This window comes from Pseudomonas sp. BN607 (assembly GCF_029871175.1).
Taxonomy (GTDB): Bacteria; Pseudomonadota; Gammaproteobacteria; order Pseudomonadales; family Pseudomonadaceae; genus Aquipseudomonas.
Genome location: NZ_SSOE01000056.1, coordinates 309,944 through 329,837, shown reverse-complemented (window position 1 = coordinate 329,837; position 19,894 = coordinate 309,944). Strand labels below are relative to the sequence as shown.

The 19,894-nt window shown below is 60.5% G+C and carries 19 protein-coding genes; 12 read left to right on the top strand and 7 right to left on the bottom strand.

What is annotated here, in order from left to right:
- Positions 1–723 precede the first annotated feature (723 nt).
- On the bottom strand, positions 724–1,503 hold the full coding sequence (gene yaaA / locus E8E68_RS15440; protein ID WP_266032311.1) for a peroxide stress protein YaaA: 780 nt from the start codon (positions 1,501–1,503) through the stop codon (positions 724–726).
- Positions 1,504–1,640: 137 nt separating this feature from the next.
- Here yaaA and E8E68_RS15435 point away from each other — a divergent pair, with 137 nt between their 5' ends.
- The 5 genes from E8E68_RS15435 (at position 1,641) to moaE (ending at position 5,746) form a co-directional block, all read left to right on the top strand.
- The gene (locus E8E68_RS15435; RefSeq protein ID WP_280342647.1) at positions 1,641–2,768 is read left to right on the top strand and encodes a polysaccharide deacetylase family protein; all 1,128 of its coding nucleotides are present in this window, start codon (positions 1,641–1,643) and stop codon (positions 2,766–2,768) included.
- A 281-nt stretch (positions 2,769–3,049) separates the two neighbouring features.
- Entirely contained in the window at positions 3,050–4,444 is a 1,395-nt protein-coding gene (locus tag E8E68_RS15430) for a PhoH family protein (RefSeq protein WP_110742574.1), read from the top strand.
- Between the two features lie 137 nt (positions 4,445–4,581).
- The gene (gene moaC, locus E8E68_RS15425) at positions 4,582–5,052 is read left to right on the top strand and encodes a cyclic pyranopterin monophosphate synthase MoaC (RefSeq protein WP_201201984.1); all 471 of its coding nucleotides are present in this window, start codon (positions 4,582–4,584) and stop codon (positions 5,050–5,052) included.
- On the top strand, positions 5,052–5,297 hold the full coding sequence (gene moaD, locus E8E68_RS15420) for a molybdopterin converting factor subunit 1 (RefSeq protein ID WP_280342797.1): 246 nt from the start codon (positions 5,052–5,054) through the stop codon (positions 5,295–5,297). Before moaC ends, moaD begins: the two co-directional genes overlap by 1 nt.
- A 2-nt stretch (positions 5,298–5,299) precedes the next feature.
- Positions 5,300–5,746: a molybdopterin synthase catalytic subunit MoaE gene (gene moaE, locus E8E68_RS15415; protein ID WP_280342641.1), complete on the top strand. Its 447-nt coding sequence runs from the start codon at positions 5,300–5,302 to the stop codon at positions 5,744–5,746.
- 131 nt (positions 5,747–5,877) lie between these two features.
- On the opposite strand, the gene rhlB is transcribed toward moaE, so the two are convergent.
- Positions 5,878–7,347: an ATP-dependent RNA helicase RhlB gene (gene rhlB, locus E8E68_RS15410; protein ID WP_110742891.1), complete on the bottom strand. Its 1,470-nt coding sequence runs from the start codon at positions 7,345–7,347 to the stop codon at positions 5,878–5,880.
- A 101-nt stretch (positions 7,348–7,448) separates the two neighbouring features.
- Positions 7,449–8,105 carry an alpha/beta fold hydrolase gene (locus E8E68_RS15405; RefSeq protein WP_266032314.1) on the bottom strand — a complete coding sequence of 219 codons (657 nt, stop codon included), beginning with the start codon at positions 8,103–8,105 and terminating at the stop codon, positions 7,449–7,451.
- Between the two features lie 332 nt (positions 8,106–8,437).
- Here E8E68_RS15405 and E8E68_RS15400 point away from each other — a divergent pair, with 332 nt between their 5' ends.
- The 4 genes from E8E68_RS15400 to E8E68_RS15385 all read left to right on the top strand — a co-directional run bounded on the left by E8E68_RS15400 (position 8,438) and on the right by E8E68_RS15385 (position 12,595).
- On the top strand, positions 8,438–9,466 hold the full coding sequence (locus E8E68_RS15400; protein ID WP_110742579.1) for an amino acid ABC transporter substrate-binding protein: 1,029 nt from the start codon (positions 8,438–8,440) through the stop codon (positions 9,464–9,466).
- Between the two features lie 67 nt (positions 9,467–9,533).
- Positions 9,534–10,712, top strand: a complete 1,179-nt coding sequence (locus E8E68_RS15395) for an amino acid ABC transporter permease (protein WP_266032315.1) — start codon at positions 9,534–9,536, stop codon at positions 10,710–10,712.
- A 10-nt stretch (positions 10,713–10,722) separates the two neighbouring features.
- A complete protein-coding gene (locus E8E68_RS15390) occupies positions 10,723–11,820 on the top strand; it encodes an amino acid ABC transporter permease (RefSeq protein WP_266032316.1) in 1,098 nt (365 codons plus the stop codon).
- A 10-nt stretch (positions 11,821–11,830) separates the two neighbouring features.
- Positions 11,831–12,595, top strand: coding sequence for an amino acid ABC transporter ATP-binding protein (locus E8E68_RS15385; protein ID WP_016498022.1), 765 nt, complete (start codon positions 11,831–11,833; stop codon positions 12,593–12,595).
- A gap of 129 nt (positions 12,596–12,724) precedes the next feature.
- On the opposite strand, the gene algW is transcribed toward E8E68_RS15385, so the two are convergent.
- Positions 12,725–13,885 carry a Do family serine endopeptidase AlgW gene (gene algW / locus E8E68_RS15380; protein WP_280342634.1) on the bottom strand — a complete coding sequence of 387 codons (1,161 nt, stop codon included), beginning with the start codon at positions 13,883–13,885 and terminating at the stop codon, positions 12,725–12,727.
- A gap of 167 nt (positions 13,886–14,052) precedes the next feature.
- Here algW and E8E68_RS15375 point away from each other — a divergent pair, with 167 nt between their 5' ends.
- From E8E68_RS15375 to cysN, 3 genes are all read left to right on the top strand, one after another.
- The gene (locus E8E68_RS15375; protein ID WP_266032318.1) at positions 14,053–14,811 is read left to right on the top strand and encodes a Nif3-like dinuclear metal center hexameric protein; all 759 of its coding nucleotides are present in this window, start codon (positions 14,053–14,055) and stop codon (positions 14,809–14,811) included.
- A 565-nt stretch (positions 14,812–15,376) separates the two neighbouring features.
- Positions 15,377–16,294, top strand: coding sequence for a sulfate adenylyltransferase subunit CysD (gene cysD / locus E8E68_RS15370; RefSeq protein WP_003251799.1), 918 nt, complete (start codon positions 15,377–15,379; stop codon positions 16,292–16,294).
- A gap of 15 nt (positions 16,295–16,309) precedes the next feature.
- Positions 16,310–18,211 (top strand): sulfate adenylyltransferase subunit CysN, encoded by a 1,902-nt coding sequence (gene cysN, locus E8E68_RS15365; protein WP_110742584.1) that lies wholly within the window; start codon positions 16,310–16,312, stop codon positions 18,209–18,211.
- Positions 18,212–18,304: 93 nt separating this feature from the next.
- Here the strand turns inward: cysN and E8E68_RS15360 are convergent, their stop codons facing one another.
- The 3 genes from E8E68_RS15360 to E8E68_RS15350 form a co-directional block, all read right to left on the bottom strand.
- Complete coding sequence (locus E8E68_RS15360) at positions 18,305–18,568, bottom strand: bacteriocin immunity protein (protein WP_266032319.1); 264 nt, start codon at positions 18,566–18,568, stop codon at positions 18,305–18,307.
- A gap of 243 nt (positions 18,569–18,811) precedes the next feature.
- A complete protein-coding gene (locus tag E8E68_RS15355; RefSeq protein ID WP_110742586.1) occupies positions 18,812–19,075 on the bottom strand; it encodes a bacteriocin immunity protein in 264 nt (87 codons plus the stop codon).
- Positions 19,072–19,869, bottom strand: coding sequence for an S-type pyocin domain-containing protein (locus E8E68_RS15350; protein WP_280342627.1), 798 nt, complete (start codon positions 19,867–19,869; stop codon positions 19,072–19,074). Before E8E68_RS15350 ends, E8E68_RS15355 begins: the two co-directional genes overlap by 4 nt.
- Positions 19,870–19,894: the final 25 nt, after the last annotated feature.

The following is a 19,894-nucleotide window of genomic DNA, read 5'->3' as shown; positions in this document are numbered from 1 at the left end:
AAAAAACGTGCCCTGTAATGCAGCCGTCTTTATTGCAATGCGCTACTTGGCGCAGTGCTGTGCTTGTTCTTTCAAGTGGAAAAATCCTTTGAAATCAACCACTAGGACGAGTTCTGTAGGGCGCATCTCTCCTGCATGAACAGGCTTGCCAACGGTTTCGGGCCTGCCTGTCTGATTTATCAAGGCCGGTAGTGGATACCTGCCATTGTCATCTGTAAGTCATCTCTCACAGCCCGCAGGCAGGAAAATCGTTACGGCACTATGAGCGATTCGTTCTAGCAGAAGTTCCTGAGTGGGTTTCGCTCGGATGAAAGATTTCTAAATATTTATTCAGTTGTTCGCAGTTTCAATTTGATAGCACACGGGGGTTTTCCCCCCGTGTATCAAGGGTGAGACTGTTACGAGATATTTTTATGCCAGCATCCAAAAAAATTTTTCAAAATTCGTCAAAAAAGGTATGAACGGTCTTATGGCGTTTGGCGATGAGGGGAGGCGTGGCGGATTATTGGCGTCGGATTTATGGCGCGATGGTGATTTGCGGGATGCCCTTTTGCAGGGCAGAGGGGGATCAGGGCTGATAGGCGTAGGCCGCAAGATATGCAGCGCCTGTGAGATCGAGCGCCGCCCGCGCGGCGCTCGATCTCACAGGCGCCGAAGATCCCCTGGCGAGCACCTGGCAACCCTGATTGGTACAGCATCAGCTCACGAGAATGCCCGACACGCTTACTCGGAGGGATGATCGCGCAGGAACACCAGATGGTCAGCCTTGGACTGCTCGGCACTGTAGTAGTAACCCTGCACGTCGAACTGCTTGAGCTGTTGCGGATCGCTGATGCGCTGCTGGATGACGAACCGGCTCATCATCCCGCGGGCTTTCTTGGCGTAGAAACTGATGATTTTGTACTGGCCGTTCTTCAAGTCCTTGAAGTCGACGTTGATGACCCGGGCGTTCAGCGCGCTGCGTTTCACCGCGCTGAAATACTCGTTGCTGGCGAGGTTCAGCAGCACGTCGTCGCCCTGTTCGGCCAGGGCCTGGTTCAACCATTCGCTGATGCGCGTGCCCCAGAAGGCATACAGGTCCTTGCCGCGGGCATTGGCCAGCTTGGTGCCCATTTCCAGGCGGTAGGGCTGCATCAGGTCAAGCGGGCGCAGCAGGCCGTACAGGCCAGAGAGCATGCGCAGGTGGTCTTGCGCGTAGCTGAAATCGTCCTCGCCCAGGCTCTCGGCATCGAGGCCGGTGTACACGTCACCCTTGAACGCCAGCAGCGCCTGCTTGGCATTGGCCGGGCTGAAGTCCGGGGTCCAGCTGCCGAAGCGCGCGGCATTCAGGCCGGCGAGCTTGTCGGACAGGTGCATCAGCTCGCTGATCTGCGCCGGCGACAGTTCGCGCAGTTGCTGGATCAGCAACTGGGAGTCGTCCAGGTACTGGGGGAGGGTGAAACGCTCGGTCACCGGCGGGGTGTCGTAGTCGAGGGTCTTGGCGGGGGAAATCACCGTCAGCATCGGGTCGGCTCCTGGCATCGTTGGCCAGGAATTCTACGGGCTGTGCGGTGCAACTCCAAACTATGACGACGATAGTCACAGACCATGGCCGCAGCAGGCGCTATAGTTCGCGTTTTGCCGTTGCGGAGCCTTCAACCGTGCGCATTGCCTCTGCCTTGCTGGCCGCTTTGCTGAGCCTGGCCGTGCAGGCCGCCCCATCGCCCCCGGTCAGCCTTGACCGCAGCCTGTGGCCCGAGCAACTGGACAGCCCGGCGCTGTTCGATGTTGCCTCACGGGCAGAAATCCTGTCGTTCGCCCAGGTATTACATGAAAGTGAGCTGCTGGACGAGGCAACGCTCGCAGCGCGGCTGGGCCTGCGGCAAATCAACTTGCAGAAGGTCCGCCAGGTAAGGGCGCACATGTGGCAACGTTTGTGGGAGGGTTATCAACAGGCGCAACGCAGTTGCGAGCAGGATGCGTCGTTCTGTTACCCGGTTACGTCGATGGCGGAATTACGTACGCAAGCGGCGACGTTCGCCACCGATGTTGGCACGTTCTACACCGGATGGGTCGAGCCGAGCCATCAGTTCCATGTGCGCTACCTGGATGAACAACTGCGCAAGGCGGCCTTGCTGCCGCAGACCAGCAGCGAGGTCGAACGGCTGTCCTCGCGTGAGCGCAATGGTGATGAGCTGAACGACCGCATGTTCCTGCTGACCTTCGTCGGCGGGCCCGGGCCTGATGGCGGCAATACCGATCTGCTGACCGACTACCTGCGCCGGCAAAAGATCGAGGGCATCTTCTTCGTGCTAGGCAACCGCCTGCAGCAACGCCGTGATGGTGGGGCGGCGAACGCCTTGCGCGATCTGTATGACGGGCAGTGTGCGGGTATTCAGGGCTGGGAATATCGTTCCCACGCACAGTGGACCGACTGGCAGGCGTCATTGCGCCGCAGCCAGGCGCGTGTGCAGGCCGACCTGCCGGAGCAATATGTGCCGCTGTTCCGCCCGCCCTACGGCCAGCGCCGGGCCGATGGCGAGCCGTTCATGGCCAGCCAGCAGTTGCGGGTATCGTTATGGGATATCGACGCCGAGGATGACGGGGCATTGAGCGCAGAGGCCTCGGCGCAACGCGTGCTGACCCTGATGCTGCTGTGGCGCAAGGGCGTGATCCAGTTTCATGACAGCCTGCCCAAGGCACAGCCAGCGCTGCAATGGTTGCTGCAAAACACCGCCCAGAGCGGGATTGGCTGGGAGGATTGCCGGGAATATGGATATAGCGAATAGAGGGTATGACTTCTGAGCGTAGTCCTGTCTGGCTTCGTCGCCAAGGGTCCTTCGTCAATCTGAAAAATAAACTTCAAAAACGCGTAAAAATGCTTTTTACGGTCATGGTTTTTGCGGTATGAAGAAACCAGACAGCCGATTCCTGCAGCACAGGTGGCGTCATTCAGGCCCACTTTGCCAGGTTCACTTCCCGCCCGTAGCAACGCGGATACGGGGAGCACGGCAGTCACTTTGCGGCGCAGCAGACCGCGCCGTGTGGCTTCGACATAAGGTGACCGAGTATGGATGACCAAGGACGCAACCCTTCCTCCAGCAAGCCAATCCTCTATGTGCTCGATACCAACGTCCTGATTCACGACCCCAACGCATTGCTCAACTTCGAGGAGCACCACGTCGCGATCCCGATGACGGTGCTGGAGGAACTCGACAAGCTCAAGACCGGTAAACAGACCATCGCTGCCGAATGCCGGCAGGCCATTCGCCTTATCGACCAGACCCTTGGTGACGCTTCGCCCAGCGATGTCGAGCAGGGCGTGCCGATCCAGCGTAACAAGAGTGGGCCGAAGGGCTTCCTGTCGATCCTGATGAGCCCGCGCAACGAACCCAGCAAGTTGCTGCCGGAAAACCTCAACGACAACATCATCATCAACACCCTGCTGGACGTACGCAGCCGGCGCACCGACCTGGACGTGGTGCTGGTCACCAAAGACATCAACATGCGCCTGAAGGCGCGCGCTTGTGGCATCGCCGCCGAGGACTACAGCACCGACCAGCTGGTCGATGACGTGTCGTTGCTATCCAAGGGCTACCATTCGGTCAGTGGTTCGTTCTGGGACCGCGTCAGCAAAGTCGATACCCGTCAGGAGCGTGGTCGTACCTGGCATCGTGTGCAGATGATCGACAACCTGCCAGCGGTGCACATCAATGAGTTCATCATCGACGAGCAGGGCTTCGTCGGCTGGATCAAGGGCATTCGCAACGATGAGTTGCTGCTGCTGGACCTTCATCAGGAGCCGTTGCTGCACCAGGAAGCCTGGGGCCTGAAACCCCGCGACATTCACCAGAGCCTGGCGCTGTTCGCCTTGCTCGACCCGGATATCCACCTGGTCAACCTGACGGGGGCGGCCGGCTCCGGCAAGACCATCCTGGCCCTGGCGGCAGCCATTGAGCAGACCATGGTCAGCAAGCGCTACCGGCGCATCATCGCCACCCGCAGCGTACAGGGGCTGGACCAGGAGATCGGCTTCCTGCCGGGTACCGAAGCAGAGAAGATGGAGCCGTGGCTGGGCGCCATCACCGACAACCTCGAAGCCTTGCATATGGATGACGAAAGCACCCATGGCAGCGTCGAATACATCCTTGAGCGGGTACCGCTGCAGTTCAAGTCGTTGAACTACATCCGTGGTCGAAGCTTCCAGCAGAGCCTGATCCTGATCGACGAGTGCCAGAACCTGACGCCGCACCAGATGAAAACCATCATCACCCGTGCCGGCTCCGGCTCCAAGGTGGTCTGCCTGGGTAACCTGGCGCAGATCGACACCCCCTACCTGTCCGCGACCAGCTCGGGCCTGACCTACCTGACCGAGCGCTTCAAGGACTTCCCGCATGGCGTGCACATCACCCTGCAGGGCGTGCCTCGCTCGGTGCTGGCCGAGTATGCGGAGTCGCATTTGTAAAATCCTCTAGCCGGGCAGCTTACTGCCCGGCCTCTTCGCGGGCGTGCCCGCGAAGAGGCCAAACCTACCAACACATACCTCTGCTCAAACCTGACCCACAGGTTTACACTGCGGGTTCCCTTCACAGGAGCAGAGCAGTGCTGACACATCTTGATTCCCAGGGGCGGGCCAACATGGTCGACGTCACTGAAAAGGCCGTGACCGAGCGCGAGGCCACTGCCGAGGCGCGAGTGCGCATGTTGCCGCAGACCTTGCAGATGATCGTCGATGGTGAACACCCCAAGGGCGACGTGTTCGCTGTGGCGCGCATTGCCGGGATTCAGGCGGCGAAGAAGACCAGCGACCTGATCCCGCTGTGCCATCCGCTGATGCTGACCAGCGTCAAAGTCGAACTCAGCGCCGACGGCGCGGACGCCGTGCGTATCGTCGCCCGCTGCAAGCTGGCCGGGCAGACTGGCGTGGAGATGGAGGCGCTGACCGCTGCCAGCGTTGCGGCGCTGACTATCTATGACATGTGCAAGGCTGTGGATAAAGGCATGGTGATCGAGCAGGTGCGCCTGCTGGAAAAACTGGGCGGCAAGAGCGGCCACTACAAGGTGCAGGCATGATGAAGGTCAAGGTGATGTATTTCGCCCGTTATCGCGAGCTCCTGGGTGTGGATGCCGAGCGCGTGGAAGGCGATTTCAAGGTAATCGATGATGTGCGCCAGGCATTGCGGGGCAAGGGCGGGCAGTATGAACTGCTGGCCGAGCAGAACCTGATGTGCGCCCGCAACGAAGAACTGTGCAAGCTTGATGAACCGCTGGAAGAGGGCGATGAAGTGGCGTTTTTCCCGCCGGTGACCGGAGGCTGAACATGGCAGTGCGAGTGCAGGAAAGCGCGTTCGACCCAGGGGCCGAGGTCAATGCCATGCATGCGGCCAACGTGGGCGTGGGCGCGGTGGTCGGTTTTGTCGGCTATGTGCGGGATTTCAACGATGGCCGCGACGTCGCGGGGATGTTCCTTGAGCACTACCCTGGCATGACCGAAAAAGCCCTGGCAAAGATCGTGGTCGAAGCTGAACAGCGCTGGCCGCTATTGAAGGTGGAGGTATTGCACCGTATTGGCGCGCTACAGCCGGGCGAGCCGATCGTGTTTGTCGGGGTAGCCAGTGCTCACCGGCAGGCGGCGTTCGATGCCTGCAACTTTATCATGGACTATCTGAAGACCCGGGCGCCGTTCTGGAAGAAGGAGAATACCCAGGAAGGACCACGGTGGGTGGAAGGCAAGCAGAGTGACCAGGATGCGGCGGGGCGCTGGTAGTCCAGGCGCCACCGATCCTTTGTGGGCTCAAATTCTAGAAATCTAGCGCGACCCCTGTGGGAGCGGGCTTGTCCCGCGAACACGGGCGAAGCCCGTGCCATCCTCCCACAGGGCGTATACCCCGCTGATCGTCAGTGATGCTTGCGCGGCACCGGCTTGAGCAACTCATCCGGCGGCATTTCACATTTGATCTTGCGGCCCAGCAGCTCTTCGATCGCCGGCAGCTGATAGGAGTCATCTTCCCCGGCAAAGCTGATCGACACGCCATCGGCTCCCGCACGCCCGGTGCGGCCAATGCGGTGCACGTAGTCGTCAGGGTCTTCCGGCAGGGTGAAGTTGATCACGTGGCTGATGCCATCGATATGAATGCCACGACCTGCCACGTCAGTGGCGACCAATACGGTGATGCGCCCTTCGCGGAAGTTCTCCAGGGTACGAATACGCTTGTGCTGCGGCACGTCGCCCGACAGTTGGGCGGCATTGATGCCGTCGCGCACGAGTTTTTCCTCGATGCGCCGCACTTCGTCCTTGCGGTTGGCGAACACCATTACCCGTTCCCACTTGTTCTGGGTCACCAGGTTATACAGCAACTTGTATTTGTCGCTGCCGGCCACCGCATACACGTGTTGCTCGACCGTTTCGCTGGCCACGTTCTCCGGCTCGATCTCGACGATGGCCGGGTTGGTGGTCCACTGCTTGGCCAGGTTCATCACGTCTTCGGTGAAGGTCGCGGAGAACAGCAAGGTCTGGCGCTCGCTTTTCGGCGGGGTCTGGCGAATGATCTGGCGCACTTGCGGGATGAAGCCCATGTCGAGCATGCGGTCGGCTTCATCCAGCACCATCACCTCGACCATGTCCAGGTGCACTTCGCCGCGCTGGTTGAAGTCCAGCAGGCGGCCCGGGGTGGCCACCAGGATGTCGCAGTGGCGCGCTTCCAGGGCCTTGAGCTGCTTGTCGAAGTCCATGCCGCCAACGAAGCTCATCACGTTCAGGCCGGTGTACTTGGTCAGGGCCGCGGCATCCTTGGCTATCTGTACCACCAGCTCGCGGGTTGGTGCGATGATCAGCGCACGTGGCTCGCCCATGTAGCGTTCCTTGGGCGGTGGCGTCTGCTGCAACTGCGAAATGATCGATATAAGGAACGCCGCCGTCTTTCCGGTACCGGTCTGGGCCCGGCCAATGGCGTCCTGGCCACGCAGGGTGAAGCCCAGTACCTGCGCCTGGATCGGTGTGCAGTACGGGAAACCCAGGTCGTGGATGGCGTGCATCAGCTCGTTGGACAGCTTGAAGTCGTGGAAGCGGGTCTTGCCTTCCTGCGGCTCGACCACGAAGTCTTCCGGCTTCCACAGGCTGGCCTGCGGCTTGGGCTTGCGCTCGCGACGCGGTTTGTCCCTGGCTGGGTTGTCGGCAACTGGCGTAACGGCGGCAGGCTGTTCTGCCTTGGGGGTGGGGTTGGCGCGTTGGGCGGCCGGTTTGGTTGCCGGCCGGGCCTCGCTGGCGGGGGCGGGCGCAGGCGCAGGCGGCGTCACGCTGGCTGCCGGAGCGACGGCCTGTGGCGCAGCGTCTCCCTTGCCGAATATTTTCTTGAGTGCCTTGAGCACGATCATCTCATCAACTGGTTAAGGAATGTACGCCGGGCAGTGTAATGCAAGATTCGGGCGCGGCGTAGTGGAATAGCCCTACAACTACAGGCGGTCACCGCTTATTGCAGTTGCTTGGCCAGCCAGTCGTGGATGTCCTGCAGTTCTTCGACCACCACCTCGTGTTCCATCGGGTACTCATGCCAGCGGGCGGCCACACCCCAGGTGTTGAGGTACTCGAAGGCCGTGCGGCCCATCGAGGGGATCACTACCGGGTCGTGGACGCCATGCAGGCACAGGGCCGGGGTGCGCTGCTGGCAAGCACTCAACTGGTGCTGGTCGTTGAAGGTCGGAGCGTAGGTGGACAGGGCGATTACCCCGCCCAGTGCTTCTTGCCACTTTATATAAGCAGTGTGCAGCACCACTGCGCCACCTTGGGAGAAACCGGCAAGGAAGATCCGCGACAGGCTGACGCCCTTGGCCTGCTCAGCCTTGATCAGCGCAACCACTTGCTCGGCCGATTCTTCCAGTTGCGCTTCGTCGATGGCGCGGGCCGGGGTCATGGCCTTGATGTCGTACCAGCTGGGCATGGCGTAGCCGCCATTGATGGTCACCGGGCGGGTCGGTGCCTGGGGCATGATGAAGCGCGTGCTGGCCAGGCGCTCCTGCATGAATTCGGCCACAGGTAGGAAGTCGTAACGGTCGGCCCCCAGACCGTGCAACCAGATCACACAGGCGTCAGCGGTTTTCTGTGGTTCGAGAATCAGCGGGTTGGTCATGACTGCTCCGAAAGTGTGCGGGTCTTGTTATGGCATGCGTTAAAAGAAGGCGCTGGAAATGATTGTCGGAAAAAGAATGTCGCAACGATACAACTTTCCCTACTTGACGAGCGCTTAAACGCTACAGCCAGAAAATTTGGTACGCGCTTTGCAATTCATCCTGTGATGCAAAGGGCAGGCCGTGACGGTAACACCCTTTGTAAGCGAAGGCTGTCATAGAACAGTCCATTGCGCCAATTGACCCAATAACAAGCCAATACGGGTCGGACATGCCTCAAAAGGGTGCGGTGCAATTCCGGCTCGATACAACAAGAGCGATTTGGAGGTAGTGAATGAATGTGTTGAAAACCACCCTGGCAGTCCTTACCGCTGCCGCCGCGCTGGGCGCCGTGAGCAATGCCCAGGCCGGCGCCACCTATGATGCGGTCAAGAAGAAGGGCTTCGTCCAGTGTGGCGTGAGCGATGGTCTTCCGGGCTTCTCGGTACCTGATGCGCAGGGCAAGATCGTCGGTATCGATGCCGATGTGTGTCGCGCCGTGGCCGCCGCCGTGTTCGGCGACGCGACCAAGGTCAAGTTCAGCCAGCTCAACGCCAAGGAACGCTTCACTGCCCTGCAGTCGGGCGAGGTCGACGTATTGTCGCGCAATACCACCTGGACCAGCTCGCGCGATGCCGGCATGGGCCTGGTATTTGCCGGTGTCACTTACTATGACGGCGTCGGTTTCCTGGTCAACAAGAAGCTCGGTGTTTCCAGCGCCAAGGAACTCGATGGCGCAACCATCTGCATCCAGGCCGGTACCACCACCGAGTTGAACGTGTCGGACTTCTTCCGTGCCAATGGCCTGAAGTACACCCCGATTACCTTCGACACCTCTGACGAGAGCGCCAAGTCGCTGGAGTCCGGCCGTTGCGACGTGCTGACTTCGGACAAGTCGCAGCTGTTCGCCCAGCGCTCCAAGCTGGCCGCGCCGACTGAATACGTGGTGTTGCCTGAGACCATCTCCAAGGAACCTCTGGGCCCAGTGGTGCGTAAAGGCGATGAGGAGTGGTTCAGCATCGTCAAGTGGACCCTGTTCGCCATGCTCAACGCCGAAGAGGCGGGCATCACCTCGAAGAACGTCGAGGCTGAAGCCAAGTCCACCAAGAACCCGGACGTCGCCCGCTTGCTGGGTGGCGACGGTGAATACGGCAAGGACCTCAAGCTGCCCAAAGACTGGGTAGTGCAGATCGTCAAGCAAGTCGGCAACTACGGCGAAGTGTTCGAGAAGAACCTGGGCCAGAGCACCGACCTGAAGATCGACCGTGGCATGAACGCCCTGTGGAACAACGGCGGCATCCAGTACGCGCCACCTGTGCGCTGATGGTTGCACCCTGCGGCGGCATCCCGCCGCCGCAGGCTGTTCGAATCCCTACTGTCCGGGGCACTTCATGCAAAATCAAATCGGCGCACCCAAGGGCTTGTCCCTTAACGATCCGCGTGTGCGCGCGTGGTTGTTCCAGATCCTCACGATCGTTTTCGTGGTCGGCCTGGGCTGGTACCTGTTCCACAACACGCAAACCAACCTGCAACACCGGGGTATCACCTCGGGCTTCGACTTCCTCGACCGCAGCGCCGGCTTCGGCATCGCCCAGCACCTGATCCCCTATGTGGAATCCGACAGTTATGCGCGGGTGTTCGTCATCGGCCTGCTCAACACCCTGCTGGTCACCTTCATCGGCGTCATCCTGGCGACGATCCTGGGCTTCATCATTGGTGTGGCGCGCCTTTCACCGAACTGGATGATCAGCAAACTGGCAACCGTGTATGTGGAAACCTTCCGCAACATTCCGCCGTTGCTGCAGATCCTGTTCTGGTACTTCGCCGTGTTCCTGACCCTGCCGGGACCGCGGGGCAGCATCAACATCGACGACATGTTCTTCATCAGCAACCGCGGCCTGAACATGCCTGGCGCGTCGATGGCCGACGGTTTCTGGCCATTCGTGGTGGCCCTGGCAGTAGCGATTGTCGCGATCGTGCTGATGGTGCGCTTCGCCAACAAGCGCTTCGACGAGACCGGCGTGCCGTTCCACAAGTTCTGGGTGGGCCTGGCGCTGTTCATCGTCATCCCAGGGCTGAGCGTGTTGCTGTTCGGCAGCCCGGTCAGCTGGGAAGTGCCGCAGCTCAAAGGCTTCAACTTTGTCGGTGGCTGGGTGCTGATCCCCGAGTTGCTGGCGCTGACCCTGGCGCTGACTATCTATACGGCAGCCTTCATCGCCGAGATCGTGCGCTCCGGTATCCGTTCGGTCAGCCATGGCCAGACCGAAGCGGCGCGCTCGCTGGGCCTGCGCGAGGGCCCGACCCTGCGCAAGGTGATCATTCCCCAGGCACTGCGGGTGATCATTCCGCCGCTGACCAGCCAATACCTGAACCTAGCGAAGAACTCTTCGCTGGCGGCAGGTATCGGCTACCCGGAAATGGTCTCGCTGTTCGCCGGAACCGTGCTCAACCAGACCGGCCAGGCCATCGAGGTGATCGCTATCACCATGAGTGTCTATCTCGCCATCAGCATCAGCATTTCGCTGCTGATGAACTGGTACAACAAGCGCATTGCGCTGATCGAGCGGTGAGGATACGCCCGTGAATGCCCATGTTTTCAAACCCGATATGCCGCCACCGGTGAAAACCGTCGGCGTGCTCGCATGGATGCGTGCCAATCTTTTCTCTAGCTGGCTCAACACACTGTTGACCCTGTTCGCCATCTACCTGGTGTGGCTGATCGTGCCGCCGTTGCTGCAGTGGGCGTTGATCGATGCCAACTGGGTCGGCACGACGCGCGCCGATTGCACCAAGGAGGGCGCCTGCTGGGTGTTCGTGCAGCAGCGCTTTGGCCAGTTCATGTACGGCTATTACCCGGCCGAGCTGCGCTGGCGTGTGGACCTGACCGTGTGGCTGGCCGTGCTCGGCGCCGCGCCGCTGTTCATCAAGCGTTTCCCGCGCAAAGCCTTCTACGGTCTGGGCTTCCTGGTGCTGTACCCGGTACTGGCCTATACCCTGCTGCACGGTGGGTACCTGGGCCTGGAAAACGTACCGACCAGCCAATGGGGCGGGCTGATGCTGACCCTGGTGATCGCCACCGTGGGCATCGTTGGCGCCTTGCCGCTGGGCATCCTGCTGGCACTGGGCCGGCGTTCGAGGATGCCGGCCGTGAAAGTGGTATGCGTGACCTTCATCGAGTTCTGGCGCGGCGTGCCGCTGATTACCGTGCTGTTCATGTCGTCGGTGATGCTGCCGTTGTTCCTGCCCGAAGGCATGAGCTTCGACAAGCTGCTGCGGGCGATGATCGGCGTGATCCTGTTCCAGTCGGCGTACATCGCCGAGGTGGTACGCGGCGGCCTGCAGGCCATCCCCAAGGGCCAGTACGAAGCCGCCGCGGCCATGGGCCTTGGCTACTGGCGCTCGATGGGGCTGGTGATCCTGCCGCAGGCGCTGAAGCTTGTGATCCCCGGCATCGTCAACACCTTCATTGCCCTGTTCAAGGACACCAGCCTGGTGATCATCATCGGCCTGTTCGACCTGCTGAACAGCGTCAAGCAAGCCGCCGCCGACCCGGCCTGGCTGGGCATGGCTACCGAGGGCTACGTGTTCGCCGCCCTGGTGTTCTGGATTTTCTGTTTCGGTATGTCCCGCTACTCCATGCACCTGGAGCGCAAGCTGGACACTGGCCACAAGCGTTAGGAGTTTCGAAATGAGTGAAGCGATCAAGCAGCCTGCCGGCCCCGAAGGCATCATCCAGATGCAGGGTGTGAACAAGTGGTACGGCCAGTTCCATGTGCTCAAGGACATCAACCTGAACGTGCGCCAAGGCGAGCGTATCGTGCTGTGCGGGCCGTCCGGCTCGGGCAAGTCCACCACCATCCGCTGCCTCAACCGCCTCGAAGAGCACCAGCAGGGGCGCATTGTGGTCGATGGGGTGGAGCTGACCAACGACCTCAAGCAGATCGAGGCCATCCGCCGTGAGGTGGGCATGGTGTTCCAGCACTTCAACCTGTTCCCGCACCTGAGCATTCTGGAAAACTGCACACTGGCGCCGATGTGGGTGCGCAAGATGCCTCGGCGCAAGGCCGAGGAAATTGCCATGCATTACCTGGAGCGGGTGCGTATTCCCGAGCAGGCGCACAAGTACCCGGGGCAGTTGTCCGGTGGTCAGCAGCAGCGTGTGGCGATTGCCCGGGCGTTGTGCATGAAGCCGAAGATCATGTTGTTCGACGAACCCACGTCGGCACTGGACCCGGAAATGGTCAAGGAAGTGCTCGATACCATGGTAGGCCTGGCCGAGGATGGCATGACCATGCTCTGCGTGACCCACGAGATGGGCTTTGCCCGCACCGTGGCGAACCGGGTGATCTTCATGGACAAGGGCGAGATTGTGGAGCAGGCAGCGCCGGATGACTTCTTCGACCGGCCGCGCAGCGACCGGACCAGGTTGTTCCTGAGCCAGATCCTGCATTGATGCTGTTTGGGCTGCGCAGCAGCCCTTCGCGGGCACGCCCGCTCCCACAGGTTTAGCGCTGGCTTTGGAGCCTGCGTGAATCCTGTGGGAGCGGGCGTGCCCGCGGAGGGCCGCAATGCGGCCCCGGTTTTATCTCTCTTCCTGGCTGGCAGCCGGCGCCGGCGGCGGTCGCAGCCCCACCTCAGCCACCAGCTTCAACTGCTGCCCGTTGCGCATCACTTCGATGGTGATCTTCTCATTGGGCTTGATTCGCGCCACCTGGTTCATCGACTTGCGCCCGTCACCGGCCGGCTCGCCATTGATGCTCAGGATCACGTCACCCAGTTGCAGCCCGGCCTTGGCCGCCGGCCCTTCGCGGAAGATACCCGCCACCACGATGCCCGGGCGGTCCTTCATGCCGAACGACTCGGCCAGTTCCTGGCTCAGCGGCTGTACCTCGATACCCAGCCAGCCACGAATCACCTGCCCGTGCTCGACGATGGACTTCATCACCTCCAGCGCCAGTTTCACCGGGATGGCGAAGCCGATGCCCTGTGAACCACCAGACTTGGAGAAGATTGCCGTATTGATGCCGATCAGATTGCCGTTGGCATCGACCAGTGCGCCGCCGGAGTTGCCCGGGTTGATCGCTGCGTCGGTCTGGATGAAGTCTTCGTAGTTGTTCAGCCCCAGCTGGTTGCGACCGGTGGCGCTGATGATGCCCATGGTCACGGTCTGGCCGACGCCGAACGGGTTGCCAATGGCCAGTGACACGTCGCCGATATGGATGTTGTCCGAGCGACCGATGGTGATCGCCGGCAAGCTCTTGAGGTCGATTTTCAGCACCGCCAGATCGGTTTCCGGGTCGCTGCCGATCACCCGGGCCAGGGTTTCGCGGCCATCCTTCAGGGCCACGACGATCTGGTCGGCGCCGCTGGTGACGTGGTTGTTGGTCAGCAGGTAGCCCTCGGGGCTCATGATCACCGCCGAACCCAGGCTCGACTCCCAGCGGCGCTGTTTGGGCAGGTTGTCGCCGAAGAAGCGGCGGAACTGCGGGTCTTCGAACAGTGGGTGGGCGCTCTTGTTCACCACCTTGGTGGTGTACAGGTTGACCACCGCCGGGGCGGCCAGGGTCACGGCGTCGGCGTATGACACCGGGCCTTGCATGATCCGCGTGGTCTGCGGTGCCTGCTGCAGGTTGACGTCCTGGCTGGGCAGGCCGACCCATTCCGGGAAACGCTGGATGATCAGCATGGCGATCAGAACGCCGGTAAGCAGGGGCCAGCCAAAGTAACGCAAAGCCTTGAACATGAACGAATCCTGGAAAGAGCGGGGCCAGGGGCCGCGCGGTGGGGCATGAACGCGCGCGATCATACACCGGTTCCCCCAGTGCCGGCGACGGCCCATAATGGCCGGCATTATACGGGCGTTCGATCTGCGTTGTGCCCGTGAAAAGCGCAGTTTTCGAGGAGATTTTCATGGCCGTCGCACTAACCACCCTGGTTGAGGAAGCCGAGCGTTACCTGGGCAGCGCGAAGATCCAGGATTATTGCCCCAACGGCCTGCAGGTCGAAGGCCGGCCCCATGTCAGCCGCATCGTCAGCGGCGTTACCGCCAGCCAGGCATTGCTGGATGCCGCGGTCGAAGCAGAGGCCGACCTGGTGCTGGTGCACCATGGCTACTTCTGGAAGGGTGAGAACCCGTGCGTTACCGGCATCCGTCAGCGCCGCCTGAAAACCTTGTTGAGCAACGATATCAGCCTGCTGGCGTTCCACCTGCCGCTGGATGTACACCCAGAGGTAGGCAACAACGTGCAGTTGGCCCGGCAACTGGACATCACCGTCGAAGGGCCGCTGGACCCGGAGAACCCCAAGGTGGTCGGCCTGGTCGGTTCGCTGGCCGAGCCGATGCCCGCGCGTGATTTTGCCCGGCGGGTGCAAGAGGTGCTGGGGCGTGAGCCGTTACTGGTCGAGGGCGACGCAATGATCCGCCGCGTGGGCTGGTGCACAGGCGGCGGGCAGGGCTATATCGACACGGCGATTGCCGCCGGGGTGGACCTGTACCTGACCGGCGAGGCGTCCGAGCAGACTTACCACAGTGCGCGCGAGAATGGCGTCAGCTTCATTGCTGCCGGGCACCATGCCACCGAGCGCTACGGCGTGCAGGCCCTGGGCGACTGCCTGGCGCGGCGGTTTGCCCTGGAGCACCTGTTCATCGATTGTCCGAATCCCATCTGATGGCGGTGTCTCCCCTTCGCGGGTCAACCCGATTGTGTCTTGATGGGGAAATTAGAATCTGGAGTGAGAGCGGTGAATGGCAAGCTGAATGCCTGTCCCGCGAAGAATCCAACACGGTGGATGGCACCGGCTCCGCCGGTGTTCGCGGGACAAGCCCGCTCCCACAGTCGAATTGCGCGAGATTCTAGAAATTGAGCAAGCCAGTTGTTTCCCCTGGTACTGCATCAGCCTCAAGCCTGCGGGGGTAACCTGTGGGAGCGGGCTTGCCCCGCGAAGCATCCAACACGGTGTATGGCACGGGCTTCGCCCGTGTTCGCGGGACAAGCCCGCTCCCACATGGGATCGCGCTAGATTCTAGAAATTGAGCAAGCCAGTTGCTTCCACACCGGCCTTGCCGGGGCGGTTTCACCTGCGAAGCGGCCGGGTTGCCGCCCCAAACCCCCAGTCATATCGTTAGACGCTTTCGATCTAGCCAGCCTCCTAAATAGAAGCAGCCGCTGTGATAAAGTGGCTCGCTCGAACACGGCCCGCAGGCCGTCCATAAGATCGTTTTTCGTGAGTAGCCATGGTCGACAAACTGACGCACTTGAAACAGCTGGAGGCGGAGAGCATCCACATCATCCGCGAGGTGGCCGCCGAGTTCGACAACCCGGTGATGCTGTACTCGATCGGCAAGGATTCCGCCGTGATGCTGCACCTGGCGCGCAAGGCCTTCTTCCCGGGCAAGCTGCCGTTCCCGGTGATGCACGTCGACACCCAGTGGAAATTCCAGGAGATGTACAGCTTCCGCGACAAGATGGTCGAGGAAATGGGCCTGGAGTTGATCACCCACGTCAACCCTGAGGGTGTGGCGCAGGGTATCAACCCGTTCACCCATGGCAGCTCCAAGCACACCGACATCATGAAGACACAGGGCCTGAAGCAGGCGCTGGACAAGCATGGTTTCGACGCTGCCTTCGGCGGCGCGCGCCGCGACGAAGAGAAGTCGCGGGCCAAGGAGCGTGTGTACTCGTTCCGTGACAGCAAGCACCGCTGGGACCCAAAAAACCAGCGCCCCGAGCTGTGGAACGTGTACAACGGCAAGGTCAACAAGGGTGAGTCGATCCGTGTCTTCCCCCTGTCTAACTGGACCGAGCTGGACATCTGGCAGTACATCTACCTTGAAGGCATCCCGATCGTGCCGCTGTACTTCGCCGCCGAGCGTGAAGTTATCGAGAAGAATGGCACCCTGATCATGATCGACGACGAGCGCATTCTCGAGCACCTCTCCGAGGAAGAGAAAGCCCGTATCGTCAAGAAGAAGGTGCGTTTCCGTACCCTCGGCTGCTACCCGCTGACGGGCGCTGTCGAGTCGGAAGCCGAGACCCTGACGGACATCATTCAGGAAATGCTCCTGACCCGAACGTCCGAACGCCAGGGCCGTGTCATCGACCACGATGGCGCCGGTTCCATGGAAGACAAGAAACGCCAAGGCTACTTCTAATTTCAGGGTTACTCCATGTCGCACCAATCTGATCTGATCAGCGAGGACATCCTCGCCTACCTGGCCCAGCATGAGCGCAAGGAACTGCTGCGCTTCCTGACCTGTGGCAACGTTGACGATGGCAAGAGCACCCTGATCGGGCGCCTGCTGCACGATTCCAAGATGATCTACGAGGACCACCTCGAGGCCATCACCCGTGACTCGAAAAAGTCCGGCACCACCGGCGAAGAAGTCGACCTGGCGCTGCTGGTAGACGGGCTGCAGGCCGAGCGCGAGCAGGGCATCACCATCGATGTCGCCTACCGGTACTTCTCCACAGCCAAGCGCAAGTTCATCATTGCCGATACCCCTGGCCACGAGCAGTACACCCGCAACATGGCCACTGGCGCGTCCACCTGCGACCTGGCGATCATCCTGGTCGATGCCCGCTATGGCGTGCAGACCCAGACCCGCCGGCACAGCTACATCGCCTCGTTGCTGGGTATCAAGCACATCGTGGTCGCCGTCAACAAGATGGACCTCAAGGGCTTCGACGAAGGTGTGTTCGAGTCGATCAAGGCCGATTACCTGAAATTTGCCGAAGCGATCAACCTGACCCCGAGCAGCCTGCACTTTGTGCCGATGTCGGCCCTCAAGGGCGACAACGTGGTCAATCACAGCGAGCAATCGCCGTGGTACACCGGCCCGACGCTGATGGAAATCCTTGAAACCGTCGAGGTTTCGGCCGACCGCAACTTCACCGACCTGCGTTTCCCGGTGCAGTACGTCAACCGCCCGAACCTGAACTTCCGCGGCTTCGCCGGTACCCTCGCCAGCGGCGTGGTACACAAGGGTGACGAAATCGTCGTGCTGCCGTCGGGCAAGAGCAGCCGGGTCAAATCCATCGTCACCTACGAAGGTGAACTGGAAAACGCCGGCCCAGGCCAGGCCGTGACCCTGACCATGGAAGACGAGATCGATATCTCCCGTGGTGACCTGCTGGTACACGCCGACAACGTTCCGCCGGTCACCGACCAGTTCGACGCCATGCTGGTGTGGATGGCCGAGGAGCCGATGCTCCCGGGCAAGAAGTACGACATCAAGCGCGCTACCAGCTATGTGCCGGGCTCGATTGCCAGCATCACCCACAAGGTGGATGTGAACACCCTCGAGAAGGACGCTGCCAGCGCCCTGCAACTGAACGAGATTGGCCGCGTCAAGGTGTCTCTGGACAGCGCCATTGCCCTGGACGGTTACGACAGCAACCGCACCACTGGCGCGTTCATCGTCATCGACCGCCTGACCAACGGCACCGTCGGCGCCGGCATGATCATCGCCCAGCCAGTATTGCCCCATGGCAGCACCGGTCAGCATGGCAAGCAGGCCCACGTATCCACTGAAGAACGCGCCCTGCGCTTCGGCCAGCAGCCAGCCACCGTGCTGTTCAGCGGCCTGTCCGGCGCTGGCAAGAGCACCTTGGCCTATGCCGTGGAGCGCAAGCTGTTCGACATGGGCCGTGCGGTATACGTGCTCGATGGCCAGAACCTGCGCCACGACCTGAACAAGGGCCTGCCACAGGACCGCGCCGGCCGCACCGAAAACTGGCGCCGTGCCGCCCACGTGGCGCGCCAGTTCAACGAAGCCGGTATGCTGACCCTTGCTGCATTCGTGGCCCCGGATGCCGAAGGCCGCGAACAGGCCAAGGCGCTGATCGGCAAGGAACGCCTGGTGACCGTTTACGTCCAGGCCTCGCCGCTGGCCTGCCGCGAGCGTGACCCGCAGGGCCTGTACGCTGCCGGTGGCGACAACATCCCGGGTGAAAGCTTCCCGTTCGATGTGCCGCTGGACGCCGACCTGGTGATCGATACCCAGACCACCAGTGTGGACGAGGGCGTGAAACAGGTGCTGGACGTGCTGCGTCAGCGGGGCGCAATTTAAGCGCGAGCCTGCATGGAGAACCCCGCTTCGGCGGGGTTTTTCTATTGCTCAGTTCAGGCGAAAAGGCCCTCAGAGTTCAGGGCCTTGCTCGTGTTAGCTGGGCTTGAAACCGTCTTTACCGCTGGCTAGCCGCCATTGCTTGACTATTTCTAGTACTTTTTCAGGTTTACCATTTTCCTTTGGGTTTGGTCTGTACAAAAGATCGTAGCCTGAGGGGTGTTCAGTGATTTTTGAAAAATGATCAAGAAGTCCCCCCAGTACGTGATCGGGTTCTTCCAAGTTGGCTCTGTGGATTTCAATTATGAGTGCCAAGAATTCGTTTTCGGTATAGTCAGAAAGTTTGGTTTTTTCACTCATGCAGCCGATCCTGCCAAGGCGGGAGAACCTGTCGTATGTATCAATTCTTCGACAATCGAATGGAACTCCGAGTATGAATAGTCTGCAAGGCAATGTTTCTGAATGATCACCATGGAGACTCCGATGATAGTACATACTCCATGGCGCTCATGATCCGCAGGTTTTCAGGGCCGTACATCAGCCCACCCAATTCGGTCAGGCCCAGATGGACAATCTGTACCCCGCGTAAGCGGGGTGTCGGATTCATTCTGGTTTGAATCCTGGCTTGCCGTTGGCTGCACGCCACACTTTTATTGTGCGTAGAATTTCTTCCGGTGTATCAAGACCGCCTGCCTCAGGCCAATATATTAGGTCTGAACCGTTGGGGTGCTCGCTCAAAGCCTTGAATAGCATGATTTGTGCATCAAGCTCTTGATCGCTTACGTTGTCTGGTGGGTTGATTATTGATTTGATAAAATTCAAGAATTCAAGCTCTGTATATTCGGAGATTGTGCTTTTTTGACTCATTCGGAAGCTCCGTAGTGAATGTCGTGATGCGCCGCTGGCGTGACTACTCTTAAGTTGTCTACGTCGTATACAGCTCCGTTTTCGGAAATTGGAATCACGTGGTGGAGTATGAAGGTTGCGTGACCTTTGTGGTGATCTTTGTCGCGCGCTTTGGGCGCGCGACCTTTTGCGATGAGACTTCTGTTTGCATCATTGAACTGGCTAGAAAACTCTTGTGTATCGGATATCGCCTTCCAGAATGCGGTTCTGAATGCATCGAAATCTCCAAACTCTCTTCCCCTCAGCGCATTTGCAATTTGTGTCGGGATTTTTGCTCCGGTTTCCCTGGTTATGTCCCCAAGCCAGATACCATCGATCTGCGCGCCTGAGCCCATGGCAATACCCGGCTCATATCTCGGGCTCTTGAACACCACCAGAATAGGCGGGAATCCGGAGTCCATGGGGAAGGTGATGATCAGCCGTTCCTGATCCAGCAGATCGAGTGCGGGGTAACCCTCCTGCTCGGTAATGACAGGGTCCAGGCTGCTGCCGGTGTAAACAACGGTGCCGGGTGGGACTTGCGGCAAGCTGGTGGAGCTTCCGGCTTCACCACCCGGCGCGTTGGCCGGTGTCCAGGTCAGAATCCGCTGCGGATTTTCCAGTGCAAGGCTGTAGACCAGGCGTTCAGTGTCGAATGTCGCCGTGCGCACCGGTACTGGCCTGCCCCCAGGCACCACATACAGATCCAGGCCGTTGTCATGCTCCGCCCCTGCCAGCAAATACGGTAAGTCGATGCTGGTTGATGACAGAGCCAAGGTTGCAAGGTCTGGCCCGCCGGGC

What these genes read in the sequence shown, in the direction of transcription:
- moaE (WP_280342641.1), top strand. Translation starts at nt 5,300, where the DNA reads ATGGCAGTGCGAGTGCAGGAAAGCGCGTTCGACCCAGGGGCCGAGGTC.
- yaaA (WP_266032311.1), bottom strand. Translation starts at nt 1,503, where the DNA reads ATGCTGACGGTGATTTCCCCCGCCAAGACCCTCGACTACGACACCCCG.
- cysD (WP_003251799.1), top strand. Translation starts at nt 15,377, where the DNA reads ATGGTCGACAAACTGACGCACTTGAAACAGCTGGAGGCGGAGAGCATC.
- E8E68_RS15375 (WP_266032318.1), top strand. Translation starts at nt 14,053, where the DNA reads ATGGCCGTCGCACTAACCACCCTGGTTGAGGAAGCCGAGCGTTACCTG.
- E8E68_RS15360 (WP_266032319.1), bottom strand. Translation starts at nt 18,568, where the DNA reads ATGAGTGAAAAAACCAAACTTTCTGACTATACCGAAAACGAATTCTTG.
- E8E68_RS15355 (WP_110742586.1), bottom strand. Translation starts at nt 19,075, where the DNA reads ATGAGTCAAAAAAGCACAATCTCCGAATATACAGAGCTTGAATTCTTG.
- E8E68_RS15385 (WP_016498022.1), top strand. Translation starts at nt 11,831, where the DNA reads ATGAGTGAAGCGATCAAGCAGCCTGCCGGCCCCGAAGGCATCATCCAG.
- algW (WP_280342634.1), bottom strand. Translation starts at nt 13,885, where the DNA reads ATGTTCAAGGCTTTGCGTTACTTTGGCTGGCCCCTGCTTACCGGCGTT.
- E8E68_RS15430 (WP_110742574.1), top strand. Translation starts at nt 3,050, where the DNA reads ATGGATGACCAAGGACGCAACCCTTCCTCCAGCAAGCCAATCCTCTAT.
- cysN (WP_110742584.1), top strand. Translation starts at nt 16,310, where the DNA reads ATGTCGCACCAATCTGATCTGATCAGCGAGGACATCCTCGCCTACCTG.
- E8E68_RS15405 (WP_266032314.1), bottom strand. Translation starts at nt 8,105, where the DNA reads ATGACCAACCCGCTGATTCTCGAACCACAGAAAACCGCTGACGCCTGT.
- E8E68_RS15395 (WP_266032315.1), top strand. Translation starts at nt 9,534, where the DNA reads ATGCAAAATCAAATCGGCGCACCCAAGGGCTTGTCCCTTAACGATCCG.
- moaD (WP_280342797.1), top strand. Translation starts at nt 5,052, where the DNA reads ATGAAGGTCAAGGTGATGTATTTCGCCCGTTATCGCGAGCTCCTGGGT.
- E8E68_RS15400 (WP_110742579.1), top strand. Translation starts at nt 8,438, where the DNA reads ATGAATGTGTTGAAAACCACCCTGGCAGTCCTTACCGCTGCCGCCGCG.